Annotated in this window: 14 protein-coding genes and 8 pseudogenes; 9 read left to right on the top strand and 13 right to left on the bottom strand. The window is 59.9% G+C overall.

Annotated features, from left to right (window positions below):
* Positions 1 to 362: 362 nt before the first annotated feature.
* Positions 363 to 1,766, top strand: coding sequence for a GGDEF domain-containing protein (locus tag ACVIGA_RS29015; protein WP_456668722.1), 1,404 nt, complete (start codon positions 363 to 365; stop codon positions 1,764 to 1,766).
* A gap of 25 nt (positions 1,767 to 1,791) precedes the next feature.
* On the opposite strand, the gene ACVIGA_RS29010 is transcribed toward ACVIGA_RS29015, so the two are convergent.
* The gene (locus tag ACVIGA_RS29010; protein WP_456668721.1) at positions 1,792 to 2,031 is read right to left on the bottom strand and encodes a hypothetical protein; all 240 of its coding nucleotides are present in this window, start codon (positions 2,029 to 2,031) and stop codon (positions 1,792 to 1,794) included.
* Positions 2,032 to 2,832: 801 nt separating this feature from the next.
* Between ACVIGA_RS29010 and ACVIGA_RS29005 the strand changes: the two genes are divergently transcribed.
* The 4 genes and pseudogenes from ACVIGA_RS29005 (at position 2,833) to ACVIGA_RS28990 (ending at position 6,955) form a co-directional block, all read left to right on the top strand.
* Positions 2,833 to 3,986, top strand: a protein-coding gene (locus ACVIGA_RS29005) for an IS3 family transposase (RefSeq protein WP_456670909.1) whose coding sequence is annotated in 2 segments (ribosomal slippage) — positions 2,833 to 3,082 and positions 3,082 to 3,986 — 1,155 coding nt in all. Because the reading frame shifts where the segments join, the coding sequence is not laid out codon by codon here.
* Positions 3,987 to 4,620: 634 nt separating this feature from the next.
* Positions 4,621 to 5,376, top strand: coding sequence for an HAD family hydrolase (locus ACVIGA_RS29000; RefSeq protein WP_166103985.1), 756 nt, complete (start codon positions 4,621 to 4,623; stop codon positions 5,374 to 5,376).
* 544 nt (positions 5,377 to 5,920) lie between these two features.
* A complete protein-coding gene (locus ACVIGA_RS28995) occupies positions 5,921 to 6,262 on the top strand; it encodes an oleate hydratase (RefSeq protein ID WP_456668720.1) in 342 nt (113 codons plus the stop codon).
* Positions 6,263 to 6,269: 7 nt separating this feature from the next.
* Positions 6,270 to 6,955, top strand: a pseudogene (locus ACVIGA_RS28990) (oleate hydratase).
* Here the strand turns inward: ACVIGA_RS28990 and ACVIGA_RS28985 are convergent.
* From ACVIGA_RS28985 to ACVIGA_RS28960, 6 genes and pseudogenes are all read right to left on the bottom strand, one after another.
* Positions 6,934 to 7,922: pseudogene (locus ACVIGA_RS28985) on the bottom strand (IS110 family RNA-guided transposase); the annotation flags it as partial. The pseudogenes ACVIGA_RS28990 and ACVIGA_RS28985 overlap by 22 nt on opposite strands.
* 600 nt (positions 7,923 to 8,522) lie before the next feature.
* Positions 8,523 to 9,653: pseudogene (locus ACVIGA_RS28980) on the bottom strand (IS3 family transposase).
* A gap of 54 nt (positions 9,654 to 9,707) precedes the next feature.
* Positions 9,708 to 9,926: an IS66 family insertion sequence element accessory protein TnpB gene (gene tnpB / locus ACVIGA_RS28975; protein ID WP_456668719.1), complete on the bottom strand. Its 219-nt coding sequence runs from the start codon at positions 9,924 to 9,926 to the stop codon at positions 9,708 to 9,710.
* On the bottom strand, positions 9,923 to 10,345 hold the full coding sequence (locus ACVIGA_RS28970) for a transposase (RefSeq protein WP_173640833.1): 423 nt from the start codon (positions 10,343 to 10,345) through the stop codon (positions 9,923 to 9,925). The genes tnpB and ACVIGA_RS28970 overlap by 4 nt, the downstream gene beginning before the upstream one ends.
* Positions 10,346 to 10,425: 80 nt before the next feature.
* A pseudogene (locus tag ACVIGA_RS28965) lies at positions 10,426 to 10,560 on the bottom strand (IS256 family transposase); the annotation flags it as partial.
* 168 nt (positions 10,561 to 10,728) lie between these two features.
* Complete coding sequence (locus ACVIGA_RS28960; RefSeq protein ID WP_166104006.1) at positions 10,729 to 10,920, bottom strand: hypothetical protein; 192 nt, start codon at positions 10,918 to 10,920, stop codon at positions 10,729 to 10,731.
* Between the two features lie 1,012 nt (positions 10,921 to 11,932).
* Here ACVIGA_RS28960 and ACVIGA_RS28955 point away from each other — a divergent pair.
* Together ACVIGA_RS28955 and tnpC are read left to right on the top strand one after the other, a co-directional pair.
* A complete protein-coding gene (locus tag ACVIGA_RS28955) occupies positions 11,933 to 12,394 on the top strand; it encodes a hypothetical protein (RefSeq protein ID WP_456668718.1) in 462 nt (153 codons plus the stop codon).
* 737 nt (positions 12,395 to 13,131) lie between these two features.
* A pseudogene (gene tnpC / locus ACVIGA_RS28950) lies at positions 13,132 to 13,956 on the top strand (IS66 family transposase); the annotation flags it as partial.
* On the opposite strand, the pseudogene ACVIGA_RS28945 reads toward tnpC, so the two are convergent.
* The 3 genes and pseudogenes from ACVIGA_RS28945 to ACVIGA_RS28935 all read right to left on the bottom strand — a co-directional run.
* Positions 13,938 to 14,530, bottom strand: a pseudogene (locus tag ACVIGA_RS28945) (IS5/IS1182 family transposase); the annotation flags it as partial. The pseudogenes tnpC and ACVIGA_RS28945 sit on opposite strands and share 19 nt — an antisense overlap.
* Before the next feature lie 173 nt (positions 14,531 to 14,703).
* A pseudogene (locus tag ACVIGA_RS28940) lies at positions 14,704 to 14,844 on the bottom strand (IS5/IS1182 family transposase); the annotation flags it as partial.
* A gap of 84 nt (positions 14,845 to 14,928) precedes the next feature.
* Positions 14,929 to 15,372: a hypothetical protein gene (locus ACVIGA_RS28935; protein WP_248577186.1), complete on the bottom strand. Its 444-nt coding sequence runs from the start codon at positions 15,370 to 15,372 to the stop codon at positions 14,929 to 14,931.
* 641 nt (positions 15,373 to 16,013) lie between these two features.
* Here ACVIGA_RS28935 and nopM point away from each other — a divergent pair.
* Both nopM and ACVIGA_RS28925 read left to right on the top strand, forming a co-directional pair.
* Positions 16,014 to 17,741 (top strand): T3SS effector NEL-type E3 ubiquitin ligase NopM, encoded by a 1,728-nt coding sequence (gene nopM, locus ACVIGA_RS28930; protein ID WP_456668717.1) that lies wholly within the window; start codon positions 16,014 to 16,016, stop codon positions 17,739 to 17,741.
* A gap of 820 nt (positions 17,742 to 18,561) precedes the next feature.
* A complete protein-coding gene (locus tag ACVIGA_RS28925; protein WP_371821702.1) occupies positions 18,562 to 18,699 on the top strand; it encodes a DUF2628 domain-containing protein in 138 nt (45 codons plus the stop codon).
* A 328-nt stretch (positions 18,700 to 19,027) separates the two neighbouring features.
* Here ACVIGA_RS28925 and ACVIGA_RS28920 read toward each other — a convergent pair.
* The 3 genes and pseudogenes from ACVIGA_RS28920 to ACVIGA_RS28910 form a co-directional block, all read right to left on the bottom strand.
* A pseudogene (locus ACVIGA_RS28920) lies at positions 19,028 to 19,330 on the bottom strand (class I SAM-dependent methyltransferase); the annotation flags it as partial.
* Between the two features lie 31 nt (positions 19,331 to 19,361).
* Positions 19,362 to 20,717: a DEAD/DEAH box helicase gene (locus ACVIGA_RS28915; protein WP_456668716.1), complete on the bottom strand. Its 1,356-nt coding sequence runs from the start codon at positions 20,715 to 20,717 to the stop codon at positions 19,362 to 19,364.
* Positions 20,718 to 20,870: 153 nt separating this feature from the next.
* Complete coding sequence (locus ACVIGA_RS28910) at positions 20,871 to 21,122, bottom strand: zincin-like metallopeptidase domain-containing protein (RefSeq protein ID WP_231168562.1); 252 nt, start codon at positions 21,120 to 21,122, stop codon at positions 20,871 to 20,873.
* Between the last annotated feature and the right edge of the window lie 103 nt (positions 21,123 to 21,225).

Genomic DNA, 21,225 nt, shown 5'->3' with positions numbered 1-21,225 from the left:
CGACACGTTGACCCAGCGGAGCGGGCGGCCTGAACGCGGTGGGCTCGAATACATAAACGCAGTCCGCAGCGCTGCTGATCCCGGCGGCGGCGGGAGCTGGCCGCTGCTGGACGAAAAGGCCGACCCTATCCGCGCCGCCGCCTGCTCGATGGGGTGCCGCAGGACGGAAAGGTCAAGCTCATGCCTCCGTCGCAGCGGTGATCGCGGGCTCCGAGTTGTTGAACGGCCTCCGGCCGCGACGCATCCTGGTTCCTTCAACTGGCTAGTACACAAGGACCGAAGGTGCTCTGGGACAGTATCCTTCGGAGACGCTCAAGTGTCCACGAAACGATCTGACGTCATCATGGGAGACGGTATTGCATATGAGCACCAATCGTGCGGTACCCGAGCCGCCTAATGCGCTCCGGCTGATCACACAGGCGTATATGAGCCTTCTCCTCATCGCCTTCGCCTTGATGCCTGCCCAGTTCATTGCCTACCTGTATTTCCAGCAGGATCCCACGCTAAAATTCGAAAATCACCCATTCCATGAATTCGCGATTGCCCTCGCCACCCTCGAAGGGCTGTTCGTCACCTACGTGACGTGTCGCTGCTACCGGTCTTCCGGCGAACCTCTGTTGCGTTGGTTGACGCTGGGTTTTCTCGGCTTCGTATTGATCTATTTACTGCACGGCGCCTTCACCAGGATGGCACACCGCAACATCTGGCTGTTTCTGCTCTATGGACCGGCGTCGCGTCTCGCGATGTCGATTCTTCTCTTCGTTGGGCTGCTCAGCTATAACCAGCCATCAGACGAGGTCGAGAAGCGTTCGGATGCGCGCACATGGCTGATGTGGACCAGCCTGTTCCTGACCGTGGATATAGCTGTCGCATTGATCGCCTACTCCCCCTATGCGGGACACCCGGCGGTACGCTTGTCCATGGAGGGCGGTGCACTGGTGTTCAGCGCGCTGAACGTCGCGGTCATGCTCATGCGAGGGATTCACTCGCCGCTCATGCTTGTTTTCGGCATCTCGGTCGCGTGGTTTGCGTTATCGTCGCTCGCATTCATTTTGGCGGCACCGTGGAATCATATGTGGTGGCTCGCCCACGCGATCTTTGCTGGCGGGTTCTTCCTGCTCAGCTATGGCGTTGTCCAGGCTTTCCGAACGACGCAATCCTTCTCGACCATCTATAGCCAGGAAGAAATGATGGCCCGCCTGGCCGATTCGATGACCCACACTCAAAGGGCGCTACAGCAAGTGCAGGTGAGCAATCAAAGGTTAGAACGCCTTGCCGCCACCGACCCACTGACCGGTGCCGGAAATCGGCGACACTTCCTCGACCAGATCGGCGCCGAGATCGCGCGGGCCAAACGAACCGGTGCTCCATTATCTCTGCTGTCGCTCGATCTCGACCATTTCAAGGCTATCAATGACTCACGTGGTCACAGCGTCGGCGATGGGGTGCTCCGCGCATTTGTGCGAAAGTGTCTGGAGGCAATTCGCCCTTATGACTCTGTCGCACGCGTGGGCGGTGAAGAATTCATGGTCTTGCTGCCCGGGGCGACGCTCGACACGGCTTACGCGGTAGCCGAACGCCTTCGATCGACGATTGAAGGCACTGCATTCGACGTCGAAGCTCAGCCGTCGGTCGGCGTCACCATCAGCGTTGGGGTGTCGGAGTTCGGGCGCGATGGAGACACGCTTGACGGATTGCTGAACGTCGCCGATCAGCGGCTCTATCGCGCAAAACATGAAGGTCGCAATCGTGTGATTGCCGCGTAAGCTTCATTCATTCGCGCGCTTAGCCTCAGGCGCTCCGCGCCATGGCGCTCATTTTTGCTGTCATTCTCCAGGTCAGATCCGAAGCTCCACTTACCAATTTCTCTTCGTCGACCATCGCGAAAGCGAGAAAGTTTTTCGGAATGAGTCCGGAGCAGGGCAATGGCTTCTCGGTCAGAAAGTTCGCGCTGAAGCTGGTCGAGCAGGCGCGCCGCATTCTTCGTTGCTCAAAAAGCTCGGGAAAATCCAGTTGCCGGAGATCGCCCATACCGCACTAACCCAGGCAAGCGACTATGCCGGCACCTTCTAGGTGGAGCGCGGCTTAACTGGGACGGTTCTCGGGAGTCGCGCAGCCGGTCGAGGAAGTGTCGAAGAAGAATCATGACGTCGGCCGCAATCGCCCATTCATCAATTGCGTGATCCTGCGCCTGGACAGCGCGTTCTATCGATCCTCGGGCAGATGCTGGCGGGCAAGGTGGGTGATCGCGACCGCAGCGGTGTCGACAACCGTCTGTTCGTGAACGGGGTTGCGGGTTCCGCGGTCCGGCGCCTACTGGCAGCACCTGCACCTGCCGGAGCGCTATGGCAAGTGGAACAGCGTGCCTGCGCGGTTTCCCGCTGGCCAAAGCGGCGTGTGGGAGAAAGTGTTTGCCGAACTGATCCGGGATCGCGACAATAAATACCTGATGCTCGACACCACTCTGGTTCGCGTCCACCAGCAGGCCGCGAGCGGAGAAGGGGGCCAAAACTCAAGAACTCGGGCGCTCCGGAGGTTGTTTGACGACCAAGATCCAGATGCTCTGCAACGGCCTCGGTCGTCTCATGGCCGGTCAACGACACGGCAATCTCACTACGAAAGCCCTGCTCGAAGGCTTTGAGGCCGAGGCCGTGCTAGCCGACAAGGCCTATGACTACAACGACATCTGCGCAAAACCATCGCAGACAGGAACTCCCAAGCAGAATTCCTCAGCCGCTCTCGCAAGGTCCCGATCCCCCACGACGAAACGACTGAGCTGCTGCCGGTTTGATGGACACCGAGATTAGGTGTTTCATGAAGCCGGAGGTGGCGATGAAAAGACGGAAGTTCAGCCGCGAGTTCAAGGTCGAGGCGGTCAAGCTGGTGCGGGACCGTGGGGTGTCGGTGGCGCAAGCCGGCCGTGACCTGGATGTTCATGAGAATGTTCTCCGCAAATGGGTGAAGGAGTTGGGCTCCGACCCGGCGCAAGCCTTTCCCGGCTACGGGCAGATGAAGCCGGAGCAGCAGGAGATCGAGCGGCTGCGCCGTGAGGTCGCCAAGCTGAAGGCCGAGCGGGATATCCTAAAAAAGGCCGCAGCCTACTTCGCGAAGGAAGCGACATGAAGTTCGCCTTCGTCGCGAAGCACCGGACGATCTGGCCGGTGGCATGGCTATGCGATGCGCTGGGAGTGTCGCGGTCGGGCTTCCATGCCTGGCTGAATCGCTCTCCCAGCACCAGATCCCGCAGCGACGAGGAGCTCGGCGGCAAGGTCAAGGCCAGCTTCGCCGCCAGCGACCGCACCTATGACGCACGCCGGGTGTGGCGTGACCTGCTCGCCGACGGGGCGGATTGGGGCCTGCACCGGATTGAGCGGCTGATGCGCCTGCAAGGCTTGCGGGCGCGGCCGCGACGTCGGCGCTTGCCGAAGGACAGCGGCGATCGACAGCTCGAGACCGTACCGGCGAACCTCCTTGACCGGCAGTTCGCCGCCGAGCGGCCGAACCAGAAGTGGATCGCCGACTTCACCTATCTCTGGACGGCCGAAGGCTGGCTCTATGTCGCAGCGGTGATCGACCTGTTCTCACGCCGCGTGGTGGGCTGGTCGATGAGTGCCGCCATGACGGCACAGCTCGTGACGGACGCATTGTTGATGGCCGTCTGGCGGCGCGGCAAGCCGGATGCACTGTTGCATCACTCCGACCAGGGCAGCCAGTACACCAGCGAGCAGTTCCAGCGCCTGATGGCCGACCACGGCATCGTTTGCAGCATGAGCCGCTCCGGCAACGTCTGGGACAACGCGGCGATGGAGAGCTTCTTCTCCTCGCTCAAGACCGAGCGTACGGCCAACAAGAGTTATCGAACCAGAGATGAGGCACGCGCCGATGTGTTCGACTACATCGAACGATTTTACAACACGACCCGCAGGCACTCGACCATCGGCTATCTCAGCCCGGTTGAGTTCGAGCGCAAGGTGGGATTAGCTTAACCGGGTGTCCATCAAACCGGCAGCAGCTCAGATCTACAAGCTGAGAAACCGCATCGAGCGCTGCTCAACAAGCTCAAAACACTTCCGCCGCTTCGCTACGCGATTCGACCGACGGGCCGAACTTCCTCGCGTTTGTCCATCTCGCCGCAATCTGCTTTTGGCTTCAATGAATGTGGAGTCGTCCTAGCTATACGCCCAACCAACGCGCTCCTGAGGCGGCGCTGTATCATAGCAACCGAATTCGGCATGGCGTTCAGTTCTGAGCGGGACAGCAGCGGGGTCTTTGTACGGAATCGTCCCCTTCGTGCGGCGATGCGTGAATAGCTTACCTCACCGCAGAGGGGGGCTGTGTTTTGCGACGATCCAGCATCTTCGATCCCTCGCGGAACGACCTCGACCAGGATTTCTTGGCAAAGTCCAAGTGGCACTTCTTAGCCTGAAAGTGGATTGTCCTTTTCGCCGTCAGTGACTTCTCCGAAAATCAATAAGAGCGCGAAGGCCCAGCCAGCCCACTTCCATTGGCTTTGCATACGTCCACGCCGTACCGAATGAGGTGGGTATAACAAGTTGGAGATTGTGGTACCTTCTGAAGGTTGATGATCGGAACTGAGCAGCAAACCAAGCACGTCGGCAAATGAACGCGGAGAACAACTTCGCGGCGCGGCTCATTGACGCCGGTCGCCTCGCAGCAATAGCACGTACATGCGGTCTGAAAGCTGACGTCTCATATTACGTTAATGAGGCGCTCAAAGAGCTTTGGCGAAGCAGGTCGCCCGACGAGGCAAAGAGGATCGCTGAGCGTTGGGTCTTGTGGGACGCAGAAGGGAGGCCGTGGCCGCGCCTGCCATCGCTGAAAAACGTGGTTCCGTTCTATCGCGCCGGCGCGGCACAGGTATCGATTGTGAATCGGCCGGTGACGCCACTGCATGCAGTCCGGAACTGGTTCGAAGGCCAGAATGAGGAGGTACGATGCGAGATCGCTGGCATGGCAGCGCTTCTGGTCTTGGAAGGTGGTGGTCTTCTCGAATGCAGCAGCAAAGGGTGGTGTGACCATCTTCGGAGGTGGCTGAGCGAGGCGGGATTGCCAGCCCATACGATCATCGGCCGCGCTTTGAGGTTCCGGACCTGTTTTGAGTATTTCGCGGAGAGCAGGTTCACCGAGTCGGGCTGGAGACGGTCCGAAGCGGCCACTCTCAAAATTCTCGAAGATGCCAAGCGCGACCCGAACTCGGAAGCTGTGCGGTTTGTACCAATTGCCCGAAAACTGCTTGATACCTTGCCCGCTCGAAAAATCCGTTGGATGGAAGTACGGAAGTCCTGGAGAGAACTGGCGAACGCCAGCCTCACAGCCCGGGCTCTCAGGGTATGGAGCGCCTCACAGATGAGATAGGAGGTAGCACGGACCCTGGTTCAGAAGTGTGGCGCCATCCCGAAAGACTTTCGCGATGCGCAAAGGACCGGGTACGTGCTTGCGCTCGAACTCAACCCGGCCGCTGGCCAAGCACCTTGTAAGGTCGCCTTGGGCATCTTCGTACTGACGTATGCTCGACTTCGGCAAAGGCGACAACTGGCACCGTCTCAATTTCCGTCTTGTCCGGTTGCTTTCTGTCTTGTCTGGTTGAAGACGGAGATGGTTGTAAGCCCGACATGACGGCGCTCCTATTACGTCTTCGAGCAAAGCCCGCAATCAGCTTTTGCGCGCCGCGCAGCCGCTGCTGGTATGGCTTGATCCAATTCGATGATCGCTGCGCCGTTGCTGCTTATGGTCAGGCGCTCGACGGCGATTGCATGTGGCTGTGCACCCCGAAGGGCTTCTGGCGCTTGTTGATTATGATGCAGTCCGGGAGCTGTGCTTCGCGATCATATTGTTTTGCACGGCGCCATCGGCGCGCCGATTGCATAGACATTCCAACCGCTAGATGCTGGCGAACTTTATGTCCTCTGCTTCTCTCGTTTCTCGCCTTAATCCACCGAAGCAGGCGGCTCCTCGCAAGGCCTATTTGGTCGGAACAGGCATCGCCGCCCTGGCCGCAGCGGCTTACCTCGTCAAGGAGGGCGGGCTATCCGGCCCGAATGTCGTCCTGTTCGAGCAAATGGAGCAGTTCGGCGGAAGCCTCGACGCACATGGCGATCCGAAGGACGGATATGTCATGCGCGGCGGGCGCATGTTCGAGGAAAAGTTCAACTGTACCTACGACTTGTTATCCTTCATTCCCTCGATTGCCGATGAGACCAAATCGGCGAAAGACGAACTGAGAAAGATCGGCTCGACCTGATCGCGCCTTGCGCGGCTCCAGAATCGGTGCTCGACGCCAGGACGATCCAGAACTGGTTCGAACCCCACTTTTCCGCAGCAAGTTCTGGCTCATCTGGTCTACAACCTTTGCATTTGCGCCATGGCACAGTGCCGTCGAGTTCAAGCGATACTGTCTGCGCTTCCTGCATCTGTTCTCGACGATCGACACTTTCGCGGGGATCTACCGCACCCAGCTCAACCAGTTCGACGCCATGGTCCGTCCGACCGTCGCATGGTTGACGGCGCGGGGCGTGCGGCTGGAGATGGGGACGGAAGTGACCGATGTTGACATTGTCGCCGAAGGCGGGACGAAGACCGCGACGCGCTTGCGCTATCGGCATTGCGGCGAAGATCGCGCCATCGATCTGGCCGAACGGGATCTTGTGTTCGTGACCAACGGGTCAATGACATCCGATACGAGCTACGGTTCGATGGACACGGTTCCCGTGCTGAATACGGAGCGAACTGGAGGACGTGGAAACTTTGGGAGCGCCTGGCTGCCAAGAGTCCGGATTTCGGCTACCCCGCCGCCTTCGCTTCCAAGATCGGTCAGTCCAAATGGGAATCGTTCACAGTCACCGCGGACGACTCGAGCTTCTTCGACCGGCTAGAAGCCTTCTCCGGCAGTAAGGCCGTCAAAGGCGAGAATCCGCCGTCGACCCAGATACAGTGAAGAACGATGGCGATTTTGCGCGCGATGGCGACCTTTGCCTTTCGCATGCCAATCCGATTGGCGAGCTTCATGCCCCAAGCCTTGAGAGAGGACCATTTCTTCGTTCGATAAAGCAGGACGGTCGCCGCCCCGTACAGGTATGTTCGGAGAAGACGGTCGCCCCATCGTGATATCTTGCCGTTGATGTCAGTTTCACCAGACTGGTTTCGTCGGGGCGTAAGACCCAGATAGGCGCCGACGCTTGATGCCGATCGGAAGCGCGATGGGTCGTCGATCGTATGGCGGAAGGCCAAGGCGGTCACGACGCCGACACCAGGAACCGTCATCAGGCGGCGCGTCGTCTCATCCGACTTCGCCAACTGGCGGACTTCGTCGTCGAACTTGCTTTGCTGCTTGCAGATCTGCTCCTGGATCGACAGAAGCGGCGCGATCACACCGAGGAGTTGATGATCTTCGCCCAATAGCTCGCAGACCTGATTGCGAAACTTCAGTCCGATCGCGCGTGGGAAGAGCAAGCCGTATTCTTTGATTAGACTGCGGACCTGGTTCTCGATATACGAATGGCCACGAGCCGAGATCTCGCGATGAGTATCGCGCGGATCTTCTGACTTTCCTCACTCTTGACTTTGACTTCTCGATACCAGCCAACCCGCACCAATTCGGCCAGACCTCGAGCATCATTCCAATCGCTCTTGTTCATGCGTACGGACAAAGCCGCGTGGGCATGCCGCGCGTCGATGCAGACCACCGGAAGATCAACCCTACGAAGTTCATGCCATAGCCAACTCGCCATCGCCCCGGTCTCAAATCCGATGCGCTCCGCCTGTGACGCCCGCTTGCGAAGGAGTGCCGTGAGCGCCCCCGGGTCGGACTTGGCCTTTCCCTCGAACAAGACCTGACCCACTTCGTCGACCACACATACTGACGTTTCTCTTTGCGAGACATCCAGCCCAACATATTGCTTCATAGCCCCCTCCGATTCGCGAGATTGCGGGAAGGCTTGAAGATAGCGGGCCTTTCGAGCCGCGGGCGCCGACCGCAATTACGTCATCGTTTGCAAATTTGACCCCCGCATTGCCTCACCCAGAATGTTACTGGACAACTTTTCGCCGATGATTGGGGCGGTGCCATCGAATTGGTCGGTGGCGTCTATGCGGGAAAGATCAGCATGCGCGCGCGGCGCGAGGTGGTGTCGGCGGTAACGGAGCGCTACGGGTCGGCCACACGAGCGGAGAAGGGACGGATCCTCGACGAGCGATGCGTGGTGGCAATGATGCGTGGTGGAAATAACGCAGTCGTCTTGAGCCTCCGCGCCCTATCCCCGATACTGCGCAAATCAGTCGTACGGTCGCCGCTCTGAAGGCTGGAGGTTGACCACAATTCCCCTTTCTATTTGAACCCAAAGCAGGCCTGAGAGAACAGAGCTGGTCCCGGTTGTTTGGACAGGGCCCCGCGAAAACTAAGTGGATTCCTGCCGGGTTATGCTGAACGCGGGGCTTTACGATTTTGCTGTGGCGTCGGGAGGGCGCAAGCCCGACCAGAGCCGCAGCAAAATCGTTGGCGACGATCATGCGGCCGTCACCATCGTTTGCGCGCCGAAGTAAGCCTCGTCGGGCGTGCGTTCGTCAAGGCTCGAGTGAGGACGTCCTCGATTGTAGAACGCCAGATATTTGGAAATCGATGCTCGCGCCTCGAGCACGCTGTCGTAAGCACGCAGATAGACTTCCTCGTATTTGACAGTGCGCCACAGCCGCTCGACGAACACGTTGTCGCGCCAGGCACCCTTGCCGTCCATGCTGATGGCGATGTTCGCGTCCAGCAGCACGCCGGTGAAGTCGAGGCTGGTGAACTGGCTACCCTGATCCGTGTTGAAGAAGATCTCGGGCCTGCCGTGCTTCGCCAACGCCTCCTGGAGCGCTTCGACGCAGAATATCGTCTCCATCGTGATCGATACGCGATGGACCAATACCCTTCGGCTGAACACATCGACGACCGCGGCGAGGTAAACGAATCCACGTCGCATCGGAATGTAGCTGATGTCCATTGCCCAGACCTGGTTCGGCCGCTCGATCTTCAATCCGCGCAATAGGTACGGGTAGATCTTGTGGCCCGGTGCGGGCTTGCTCGTGTTCGGACGGCGATAGATCGCCTCGATCCCCATGCGCTTCATCAGCGTCGCGACGTGGCGGCGGCCAACCTGCATGCCCTCACGCTGCAACAGCGATCGCAGCATGCGCCCCCCTGCGAAGGGATAATCGAGGTACAGCTCATCGAGCCGGCGCATCAAGACGAGTCCTCGGCCGAAACCGGCCGAGGTTCGTAGTAAACCGTACTGCGGGCAAGGTTCAGGACCTTCGCCTGGCGCACGACAGACAGATCATGGTCGCGGTCGATCATCGCTTTGCGCTCAGCAGGGCCGCCTTGGTGAGCGCGCCGGTCAAAAAATCGTTCTCCAACGCAAGCTCGCCGATCTTGCCATGTAACGCTTCAAATCGACCGGCGCCTCGGCCGGTCCGTTGTCCTGCCCAAACACTCCGGCGGCGCCTTCCAGGAGTTGGGACTTGCAGGTCGTGATCTGGTTCGGATGGACATCAAACAGTTGCGCCAGCTCGGCCAATGTCTTCTCCCCCTTCACGGCCGCCAAAGCCACCTTTGCCTTGAATGCCGGAGAATGCGTCCGGCGACTCCTCTTCGTCATCTTCGCTCCTGTTTCGCGGCAAGAAGCCTCGCCGCTCTCAGGCAGAAAATCCACTCAAGCTACTGTCCGAATTTGCGGAGCCAGCTCTTCTGACAAAGGGACGTACAATGAAACGAGCTGTGCTCGTTTCGATCGCAACACGAAGGCTGCGCCGCTGAACGGGTCGAGACGAAGCATCTCCTGCACCTTCGCCGCAAGCCCATCGTGGCCACAGCGGAAGTCGATCGGCCGCGTCGCGATGTAAATCTTCAGATCGGCACCGGCCGCGATCATCGTGACGCTCGGACTGCGCGGATCACCCGGGACAGCTGCTCGCCATCTATGGCTGTGTCCGTCCGCAGCACAACATCGCCGATCGCGATCTCAAGCTTGATCGCCGGAACCTGACGCTCCTCCAACGCGCTTTCCACGACCAGCGCTGCGAATGTCGACTGCGATGCCTCGCACGGCGCCAACATGCCTCGCTGTCGAAAGCGGCGTCGCCAATCGTAAATATGCCAGCGCGTCGCTCCGTGCTTGCGCGCCACCTCGGACACCTGGGCACCAGGTAGCAGACTCTCGGCGACGATCCGGGCTCTCTCAGCCTCCGAACACACACGGCGCCCCGACGGTCCTTCGAGGACCTCCAGCCGGCTCACCAGCCCTACAGGTGAGCCGCCCAAATGGACGTCCTTTTTGCTGTCCAATCCCATCCAAACCTCCGTTCCAAGCCGGAGGCTTCTTCGCACATTCATTCTAACTCTGAAGCCAGGGTATCGGCTTCGCGCTTACGCTTGTTGCCTTCGCGGCCAACTCCGATTGCGGCGACCAGCACGAGATCGTCGCCGAGATGCAGCCCGTCGATTTGGACCACCAGATGGTCGAGCGCGGACAGATCGGCAGCCATGAAGTCAGCCAGCCGCGCCGCCCGGCTGCCCGCAATTGTCGGTTCTGCGTGCGGCCCACAAGCTCGCCACGATCGCATGACGATCAAGCCCATTGCCCACGTCTCGAGGCCCGCGTAACATTCACTCCCGTCGGCCCGACGTAGTTCAACACCGATCGGGACATCCCCACGGTCATCAGCGCAGCCTCCTCAATAGCCGAGTTGCAGGCGACGCAGAATCTTCCGCTTTCGGCGCGCCCGACGCTCTGGGGTGATATGGATTATCTGGGCCGGGCCCGCGATGGCAGGGCGCACCGACCGCGTCAGCGGCCTCACCATCTCGTCGCAAAACGAGGCCATGAACTGCAGAGGCGCGAGGGCGAGATCGACAAAGAACAGCATGTGGCTACTCCTTTCTTTAAGCCGTAGTTGTTTCGCACCAGATCGAGTAGGTCGCACTCTGTCTGGCGGCGCTCGAACTCCTCACCTACCAACAGATCATCGACAGTTCGCACGCGCCCGAATTGCGCGCGGTATCCCGTGTCGTGCTCCAGACCGTCCCCCACAGCGAAACCGTACCCACAGCGAGAGCAACCAGATCACCCTGGTCGGCAGACGGCAACAGAAACGGAGAGCGCCAGACGGCTGCAAGCTTTGCTCCTTCATCGGCCGTGCGCTCGGTGATCCCGAGGGATCGGTCCTATCAGTGGATGTTCACCGCGCGCCGGTGGGCAAGGTGCCCAAGCTATCCGAGCAGCATTTCCATACTAGAGAAGACTGCTCACCGACTGTTCATTTCGCGGGCCGGCTTGTGTCCCCGATCGCAACATTCTTAAACCCGGCGCCGTTCATTTCCGCGGCAACGGCCTCTGCTTCCTCAATCGTCCGGCACGGCTGAATGACCGACCGCTCCGACGTCCGCTTGCGAAGATCACTACGGTTCTCCCTCCAATTCCAGAGGAAACATGCTGCTCTATTGGCGGCTTGGCAATGCGGGATCCTACGGGGTTGCGGTATTTTTGAGCTGCCCCAAGCCCCCAGGGTCCTGCGGGAGAGACGCCTATTCTTGGCGACGACGTTGCCGGACGACATACACCAAGGCTCACCCGCAGAACGGATTGCCCCTTAAATGGCGTGAGCCGTCCTTCGGTGGTCATCCCGCCCCGGCGCGATCGAGTCCTGCTTGTCCCTCTGACTTGAAGGATGGAGGAGTATGCGCCTGGTGCCGACCGCGATCCGGACGGCCGGCGCCCCCTAGCGAGCTATTTCGGGCTGAACCCGCGGGTGCGGCAGTCGGGACTGGGAGCCGCCCATCACGTCGCATCAGCGAGATCGGGCGCAGTCACGCGCGCGCCATGCTGGTCGAGGCGGCCTGGGCAGCGGCCAAGGCGCCCGGTCCACTGCGTGCTTTTTCGTGCGCATCCGCACCCGGCGCGGCCATCAGATCGCCGCGGTCGCCGTGGCTCGCAAGCTTACTGTGCTCTGCTGGCATTTGCTGACGAAGAGCGAGGATTACCTGTGGGCGCACCCGGCGCTGGTCGCCAACAAGACCCGCGCGATGCAACTTCAAGCCGGACATCCCCAACAGAAAGGTAACCGCCGTGGACCAGCCTATGCCTGCAACATCAAGGCGCTGCGCGACTGCGAGATGTTGATTGCCGCCCAGGCCGATCAAAGCTACGATTCGTGTCGCAATGGCAGCCGCGTCGGGCAAAAACCGGCGCGCGGGCGCCTCAGCTGGGCAAGACAAAATAGGCAGTCTGGACCCAAGCGGTGGCAAATTGGAATTTGGTTGCAGACTGTGATCAAGCACCTTTTTCGACGCTCAAGATTTCGCGCGCCTGCAACACACACGACCGATCTGGTGGAAATCTGAAGTGGACCACGTGGATAGGACTACTTGATCCGGTTTCGATCCGACCGCTCTGGGACCCTTATCATGTTGCCAACCGGCAGAGGTGCTGGACAAATTGCTGTCATGAGTGAGAACAGGTGTTCCGACGGAGTTCGCCCTGGGCGCCGCGATCGGAATGATGGATCAATCTGGCCAAACTCCTGAATAGGATAGCAGATACCCCCGCGATGGCCCAATCGATCCTACGATTGCTGTCGACCAGTTGCAGTCCCTGGATGAGAAGATCGCCCATTTAGAACAAGAACTGGGGATGTCCCGGGTTCTGTTGAATTTCTGAAGAGGTCGGCGTTGCCCACCTTGAGCCGGTAGGCTCGGGGTGCTGATTCCACAAAGAAGAGCAACGCCATGATAGAGATATCACACCGGCTGGTTGGCCGGCGACCGGGGCGGTGGACGAAGCGTTTGCAGAAGTGCGGGCGAGCTTCGATCGGTTCTGCCTTGCGGCAGGGATCGAGGCGCTCGGCACGATGATGGAGGCGGATGTTGTGGCGGGCCGCGCCACGATCGCGAGGCGGCGCGGCGGACGCACCTTGGGCCGAACGCGGGGACGGATCGGCTTCCACGGCGGCAAGATCGAGGTCGAGCGCCCGCGGGTCCGGGGCGTGGATGGCGGCGAGGTCACGATCCCGAGCTGGGAAACGGCGGCGCAGGAGGATTGGCTCGGTCGCGGGGCGATGAACCTGATGCTGATCAATGTGCGCATCTACGACGTACTGAAACTGCGGCTCCGGTGCCAGGCCCTCATCCACGGCGACGAAACAACGGTTCAGGTATTGAAGGAAAAGGACAAGGAAGCCTCCAGCACCTCGTACATGTGGGCCTATTGCAGCGGCGAGGACAGTGAGCAGCCGATTGTGCTGTTCGATTATCAGCCTGGTCGTGGGCAGGAACACCCGCAGACCTTCCTTGGCGACTACCGCGGCATCTTGATGAGTGACGGTTACTCGGCCTGGCGCACGTTGAAAGGCGCCACGCATATCGGATGCGTGGCCCACGCCAGGCGGCGCTTTGTCGACGCCCTCAAAGCGAGGAAGAAACCCGGCGGGCTGCCGGCGCAAGCCCTCAAGTTCTTCGACCAACTCTACCGGATTGAAAGACAGGTGCGTGAAGAAAAACCGGATGACGGCGAAACGCGGGCCAATTACAGGCGCCGCTTCCGCCAGCAACACAGCATTCCTGTCCTGAACACTCTCAAGGCATGGCTCGAAGCAATCGCCGCAAAGGTCGTGCCCGACACCAAGCTCGGCGATGCTGTCTCCTATACGCTCAATCAGTGGGAATATCTGACGCGCTACAACGAGGACGGCGAGATGCCGATCCACAACAACCTTCTTGAACGCGACATCAGAATCTTCGCCTGTGGCAGGAAAAATTGGCTCTTCAGCGATACCGTTGATGGAGCCAGCGCCAGTGCCGTTGTCTATAGCCTGGTGCTGACCTGTCGCGCCTGTAGCGTTGAGCCCTTCGCATGGTTGCGACATGTCCTCACCGAATTGCCCCAGCGGGCGCGGCCTTTGAGGTAGCAGCGGCCGAGGCGTCCTTCAGCCTTCAAATGGCCGATCACGGGCTCGATAGCGGAACGGCGCCGCAGCTAGCGCTTGATAGTGCCGAAGACGCCGCGCTTCTGGCCGGAGATGAAGACGCGGCGCGGGTTCTGTGCGTCATGGCCGCGGTATCCCTTGTCGACAAAGGCGCGCTCGATCGCGCACCCGGTGAGTGTCTCGGTTCGGTCGATGATGTCCCGCAGGGTGTGACCATCGTAAGGGTTATCGGGCAGCGCTTGGCGTGCAGCACGAACTGGCCGCCGGGAGCAGGCCGGTTGTTGGTGACTATGGAAGCCTTCACGCCGAACTCGTAAGGCGCGCTGGCCTTACCCTTGCCGATGCACTCCACCTCGGGGGCATGGAAGGAATACAGCTTCCAGCCGCGCTGGCGCTGCTGCTGCGAGCGGATCTGCGTGGCCCGGCTCAACGGGAGTGCGAACGCCTCTTCGAGCGCATCCTGGCCTTCGATCTTGCGGCGGATGTCGCGGATGATCCGGGCCAGGCGGCTGCGCACGATGCGCAACTGCCGCTGGTGCCGCTTGAACGTAAGCGCGACTTTCTCGTCACATTGAATCTCGCATAGAATCAGTCGGCCCCTACGAGAGCCAGTGGATTCGCTGCTGGACGAGAGATTATGTTATATCAGGCCGGGTTTTCGGCGCTGCGGCTTTTGGGGAAGTTGAGAGGGAGTAGATCTTCAGTATCGTCGTCGTCGCGGCGCGTCGGTTAAGAAGCCGATTTGAGTGGCGTGCGGTGGCTGGTGACTGAGAAGAAGGCAGCCAGGAAGAGGTACCAAAGAGCCCTTAGCCAGGCGAGGACGCGGCGGAAATTGTAACCGACGGCGGAGAGGATGACGTTGGCGGCATCGTCGACGAGCTATCCGCCCACGGCGACATCAGCCCCTGAGTCGGTTCTGCAGTGCCTGCCGATTGGCAACGAGGTTGCTGAGGTTCAGCAGGTGTGGCTCCCGTCCTTGCTCCAATTGCCTAACCAGCGCCCGCGTGCCGTCCACCACGAAGACGCCGCAATCATAGCCGTTCCGCTGCCGGGCCATGCCGGCTCCAGGCGGAGGTCCAGCCGACTTGCGGGATGTTCTGCATCCTTGTTGTTGAGTCCGCCGTAGGAATCGTAGTGATAGGCGACCGGCCGGCCCCGGTCGCTGCGATCAACGAACAGCAGCGACCAGTGGTTGCCGAGGCTATTAGGATCTTCAGGATCGGCATTAATCACGAGCAGGAACAGGAAGTCGGCTGCATCATTACCATTATCATCATCGACGATGCGCTGGAATTCGGTTCGCACGACGCCATCGTCGTCAGAGCGCAGATAATTTAGAACGATGAGGGGATTCACGAACCGCGTCCGGGCGGCGAGATTTGGATGGTACCTCTGCAAATCCTGCTCCTGGAACCGGTGATCCCTGTCGATATGCTCGTCGCCCAGCCATTCCGTCCTCGAGCACCAGCCCGCGGCCGTGGGACGAGGCTGTCGGACCTAAAGCCCCGATCTGAGCATCAGCGGAGGTGCTCGGAAACGGCCGTACAGAATAAGCATCGTCGCGTGATTCAGACGGCGTGGGCGCAGTCAGATCAACCAATGGAAAACCGCCGTAGGTGTCTGAGCGAGTCCTGGCAGCGGGCGCCGGCGCTGCTTCCATTGCGGAGGACCTCCTCAAGCCCCGAAATAAGGCGAGCATCCTCGGAATAAAGAGGCGGGCTTACTTCTGTCACCGCTGGCAACCGAGCGACCCGGGGTTCTGCAGCGACACTCGTCAGCTGATCGACAGGTAGGCCTGCTAAGGGCAGAACGCTGCCACGTTGACGGTCCTCCGGGACTTAATCTGGTCAACGAAATGGCAGGAAGCCTCGCAGCAGTAGCGATCCATTTGCCGCATTTGGGCTCATGTGAACCTGTACCGGCTCGAGTCGGGCGGGAGCCGCAGCGCACGTGCGCTGGCTCTCGAATGATCATGACAACCAGCCTGCTTCGCGACCTTGAGAAGCGGGGGCATTCTTGTTCTGACGATGGAGAAATTGATGAACACAGGACAGGCACAGCGGAGTGCAGGTTCTTCCTCGGACGCTTCTGAAGAGGGGGAGCAGGAAAGTTACCTCAGCGGCTTCAGCCGAGCCGTGGCGGATTTGGTCGAAGCCATGACAGGATATCGGACCCCGGCCTCCGCGCGCGCGCAGATCCTGGACAACTGGGTTGCCGAAGAGGGGCAGGGCGAAGCCGAGAATCGGCGACAGGGGCGCACACGAATTAGGGTTTCGGACAACGCGGGCTCGCACTTGCTGGATTTGTCCTCCCTCTCCCTGACCGCTTTGCCCGCCGCCCTGCCGCCAAGATTGCTTGAACTGCGCGCCAGGCACAACGAGCTAAGCAGCCTGCCCGCTAGCTTCCCACCCGGTCTTCAGCATCTTCTCATTAGCCATAACCGGTTGATCAGTTTGCCGGACGCTCTTCCGGCGACCCTCTCTCGGCTGGAGGTGGCCGATAACAGCTTGACCAGTCTGCCGGCCAACCTTCCGGCTCGGCTCGAGATCCTGAACGCAAGCGACAACCGATTAACTAGCCTGCCGGACGCTCTCCCGAGCAGGCTCACCTCGCTCGCGGTTAGTGGCAATCAGCTGACCGACCTCCCCGACTCCCTCCCATCGGGGCTCATTGAACTCGATGTCAGCAGCAATCAATTGGCCAACCTCCCCGCCCCTCTTCCGAGCACGCTCCAATCGCTCAATCTCAGCGGTAACCGGCTGACCAGCCTACCTGAGGGTCTTTTATCGAGTTTTAGCTACCCGCATTTGGAGAACCTCGAGTTCGGGGATAACCCGCTGCCGGACGACGTCCTCGCTAATCTGGCGGCGGCTGAAGCGCCACCTCAGCTTGCGCAGCAATCTCTGTATGAGGCTGCCGCGCACTGGCTGGGAGACGCCCCCTCGGCACCGGCCGAATGGCAGCACTTTGCGGATGAGCCCGGCGCGCAGGACTACGCACGGTTTCTAGAGAGGCTACGAGAGACCGTTAATTATGGCAATCACGAGTTTCGGCAGAGAGTGGCTGATGATCTGCGGCAGGCGGCGGCCAATCCGAGATTGCGCGAGCAGTTTTTTGCACAGGCTTCCGAGGCCAACGCGAGCTGCGAGGATCGAGTTACCTTGCACTGGAACGGTATGCAGACCGCGCGCCTCAACGCTGATGTCGAGGGCGGCGTCTATGACGATCGTCTTGGCGAACTGATCCAGCGCGGCCGTGTTGCGTTCCGCTTGGAGGCGCTTGACGAGATCTCGCGCGACAGGGTCAACTCGCTCCTCAGCCTCGACCCAGACATAGACGACGTGGAAGTCTACTTGGCCTATCAACATCGGCTGCGCGAGCCGCTGGAGCTCAGTCACGTCGCCCCTGACATGCGCTTCCTGGCGGTCTCTCGCGTAAGCGAGGATGATGCGACGGAGGCGCTGGACCTGGTCCGGGAGCGGGAAGCGAACCAATTCACCGACTATATGGCCACGCGCTGGCAACCTTGGGAGACGGTGCTGAGGCGCATCGCACCGGACGAACATGCAGCGATGCAGGACCGGCTTGTCGAAGCCATGGGCGAAGAGTTTCAAAGCCGTCTGGATCAGCGACTGGCCGAACATGGTCTGGTAGGCGACGTCGATGCCGAGCGGGTGCTCGGAGCCCAAGTCCGAAACCAAATCGCAGCCGAGATAAAAGGCGAGGTCATGCACCGGCTGCTCGCAGAGCGTGGCCTAGAACAATGAGACTCAAGAGTCCCGCAGGGATATTTTCATTGCTCTATGGGGCTGCTTCAAGATGGATTCCCGCAATCGACATCATCCTTGAGCTCACGATTGGCGCTCGAGCCAGAGGCTGAGGCGCGGCCCGTTGAGGGCCGCACGCATCTACCGCCGTGAAGATCGCCCGGTGTGCGGCAGCGTGAAATGGTCGGCGTGCAGCCGGTTCGAAACTGCTCAGAAGACTTCGCCGACGAAGGATCCCTCCAATGACGGATTCTTCGGCTTGGCGACCCAACAAAAAGCAGAGTGGTAGTACTCTTCCTGCCGCATCTTGAATGGGGATCGCAAGGCGCTCGAACGGCGCCGCGCACCTACTCGAGAAAAATACATAAATACGTGAAGATCATTGAGCGCTTATTCGAACCTTCTCCTCTCAGGATTTGCAGCAGCAATCCGGGGAGATGCAGCGGGCTGCCGTATCCGGCCGCGTCGCAATCATGAACCACGGCAAACCAGATCGATTATGATGTCGGTCGATGAATTTCGTCGGCTCAAACCGAAGGCCGGTGAAGAGGTGCCGACAGAATCGGAGCGCCCCCCTCCTGTCGTCAGGCGGGTCCGATGCGAGACCCGCTCGGGTATTCGACCTCAGACCTCAAGACGGCGTCTTCCTGCAGGCTCGCATGGAAGACCACAGCGAATGCATGCTGGCGTCTCAACCAAGGGGCAGCTCGGCGGCTGATCTCCGGGTGCATGATCCGGAAAAGGTCGTGCCGGTTTTCCGGGAGATCATGCTGTAAGTAAGAGTCCATCCTCGGCGGAGCGTTCGAAGCCGGTCTATACAGTGCATGCCCCGCGGCCAACGGCGCGGCTCTTGCGGCGGCCGACAAATTCGTCTTCGTACGCGACCGGCTTCCATTTCTGGGCCGCGATTGCGGGCGTGATCTGGCTGGCCTGGAACAGGCTCTGGCTGGCGCGCTAATCGGCTGGCTCGTGCTGACCTTTGCTATCGATTTCGCCCTGGCCTTGGCGTCGGCCGCAGTGCGACCTTCTTCGCTTGCCGCACTTCGAACGATACGTTGGAAGCGGCAATACGCCGCACTCGATCGTAGAAATCTGACGCAGCGGCGACCTCGATCATACGGCACGGCAACACATGGATTCGCAATCGGCGAAGTAGTCATAACCAAGGCTTCTCTGTAAGACTACCGACCTAATAGAAAGTAATCATTCAGGAAGTCAGGGTATGATCCACTTCGGTGTACAGTTCCTTGGGGGATACCCACAACTATCCTCGGAAAAGGAACCCGTCACGGCTCCAACGCAACCTGCAAGCCCGCGTTGCCTCCAATATGCACATAACGGGGCCCGATAGGCCGACCCCTGCCGCTGGCGACGGTGACAATGTTTTCGAGACGGGTGGCGCGCGCATCTATCTCAGGGCGGGACAAGAGCAAATCGGCGTGAAACAGCCCTTCCGACTCAAGACCGGTAGTATCGACGCCAAGAGCTGCCAAGGTGGCCAAACAACTTTCAAACTCTTCAGCATCGCGAAAGCAACGCTGGATAAATGTCGCGCCGGTAAGACGTTCCGTTACAAGGCCACGCTTCGCGGCCATGACGCACAGAACCCGCGCCGCGTCTTCATCTGCCGGCCAGAAGCGCGGCGTCTTCGGTTGAGACGATGGCGCGCATTTCGGGCGGGTCGGCACGAAACCGCGCGATGGTCTCTTGGTTCCGCTGGCCCGATGAGCCGTTGATAATGCCAACCTTGAGCCCGAGTTCTAATGCCTGAATTGTGGTCTGCGTTTCGCGCCGCCCGGTGAAGACGACCATTCGCCAGCCGGTCGGAGTTTGCTGCTTGAGCATCGAAACGAGTTGACGAAGCCCTTCGAGCTTCGCGCTCGTTCTCATGGGCGTGACGATCGCTTTGACGGTTTCCGCTAGTTCGCGTGGCACCATCTCGTTACGGGCCATCGTCTGGAGTTGCGCCATGAGCGCGTGTGGACTGCTCGTCAACGCTTGCAGAATGCTGATCTGGGCGAGCCGATTGAGCTTTTGGATCGGTTTGGCTATGGCATTGATGAGCGCAAGCTCCTCCTCCGATGGGGTGACTTTGTGCAACTGGATCTTCCGTTCGGGAAAATCCAGATTGGCGTCGCCCCGTCTAACGCGCGACATATAGCCATAGACGATCTTACGAAACTCCTCTCGCGCCTCTGGCTTGAGGACGCGCGCATTTTCGCGCTTATCGTCCATGAAGCGGCGGGCAAAGACGCCTTCGTTGCCGAATAGATTTTCGTGTCCGCGCGCAACCGTGAGGAGTTCGACCAAGGAATAAAGATCCCATAGCCGATTTTGGATTGGTGTCGCGGTCAGCATCAGCACGTAGCGGAAGCGGCGTCGCTGCAGCGCCCTGTGAAATACCTTCGCGACCTGCGGCGTGGGATCAACGCCATAGAGGTTACGAAGCTTGTGAGCTTCGTCGAGCACAAGCATGTCGAAACGGTCATCGGGAATCTTGTCGAGATGGACGCGCGCGGAATGATAGGTCGTAATGACCGCGCCCATTTCATCAGGGTCGGCTGAAACAAGTTTGCTTCCGGTAACGACCTCGCCCGGGATATCGAACTTTGTCCCGAGCTCGTCCTTCCATTGTGGGCCAAGCAGTTTGGGCGCAACGATCAGAATCTTCGCCACCGGATTTCGGGCCATGAGCTCGCTTGCCACAAGCCCAGCGGATATCGTTTTGCCGAGACCGACATCGTCTGCGAGTAGGGTCACCGGCAAACGTCGGCAAAATGTGATGAGGTTTTGTACCTGGTGGTGGAAGGGCTCAAGTCGGCCCTTCCAACGGAACTCGGATTTGAAATCGTCGCGGCTTTCGATCACGATTGGATCGGTCAGCCCCCACTCAAGCGCGGCCCGATAGACGGTATAATGCTGGTACGATTTCGCTCGCCGCAAGATCTTGGTCTGTAGCCCCTGCGCCGCCGCCATGGCACCCGCCCCCTTTGAAAATAGAGTGGCGCTAGGTTTGGGGGACCGCAAGCCCTTCTTTTGCCAGATCACCCAAAGGTTTAGTCCTTATGGACGCACGACCGCGCCTGCCGATCGCCAGTGGGCGCACCAGATCGAAGCTGGCGGCGGGATTTAGCCGACCAGTTGCAGACCCCGGTCCTGCGGTGAAGCCGCAGGCGCCTCGCCGCAGATGGGCTGCAAGCTGCGCAGATATTCGGCTGCCTTTTGGGCGTACGAGCAAGTGGTGAAGAGGCCCCTTTTAACGTTCTTCGAGGTCTTAATCCACGATCCGATATAGGCGGCGTGCACTTCCCTCACCTCTGGTGTGAGGTTGAAATCGGCCGAAAGGAAGGCCCCGCCAAGTTCGGCGACGAGTTTTTCCATGTCCTCGCACAAGCTGGCCCATGGCGCAGCGCAAATCCGAAACGTCGAACTGGATCGCGTCAACTTCAGCCGCGAATTGCTTTTGCCGCTCCGTCTCGTAGGC

The sequence above is a fragment of the Bradyrhizobium sp. USDA 3240 genome (assembly GCF_054063295.1).
The sequence above is the reverse complement of the archived record's forward strand: the minus strand, read 5'-3'. Positions and strand labels throughout refer to the sequence as shown.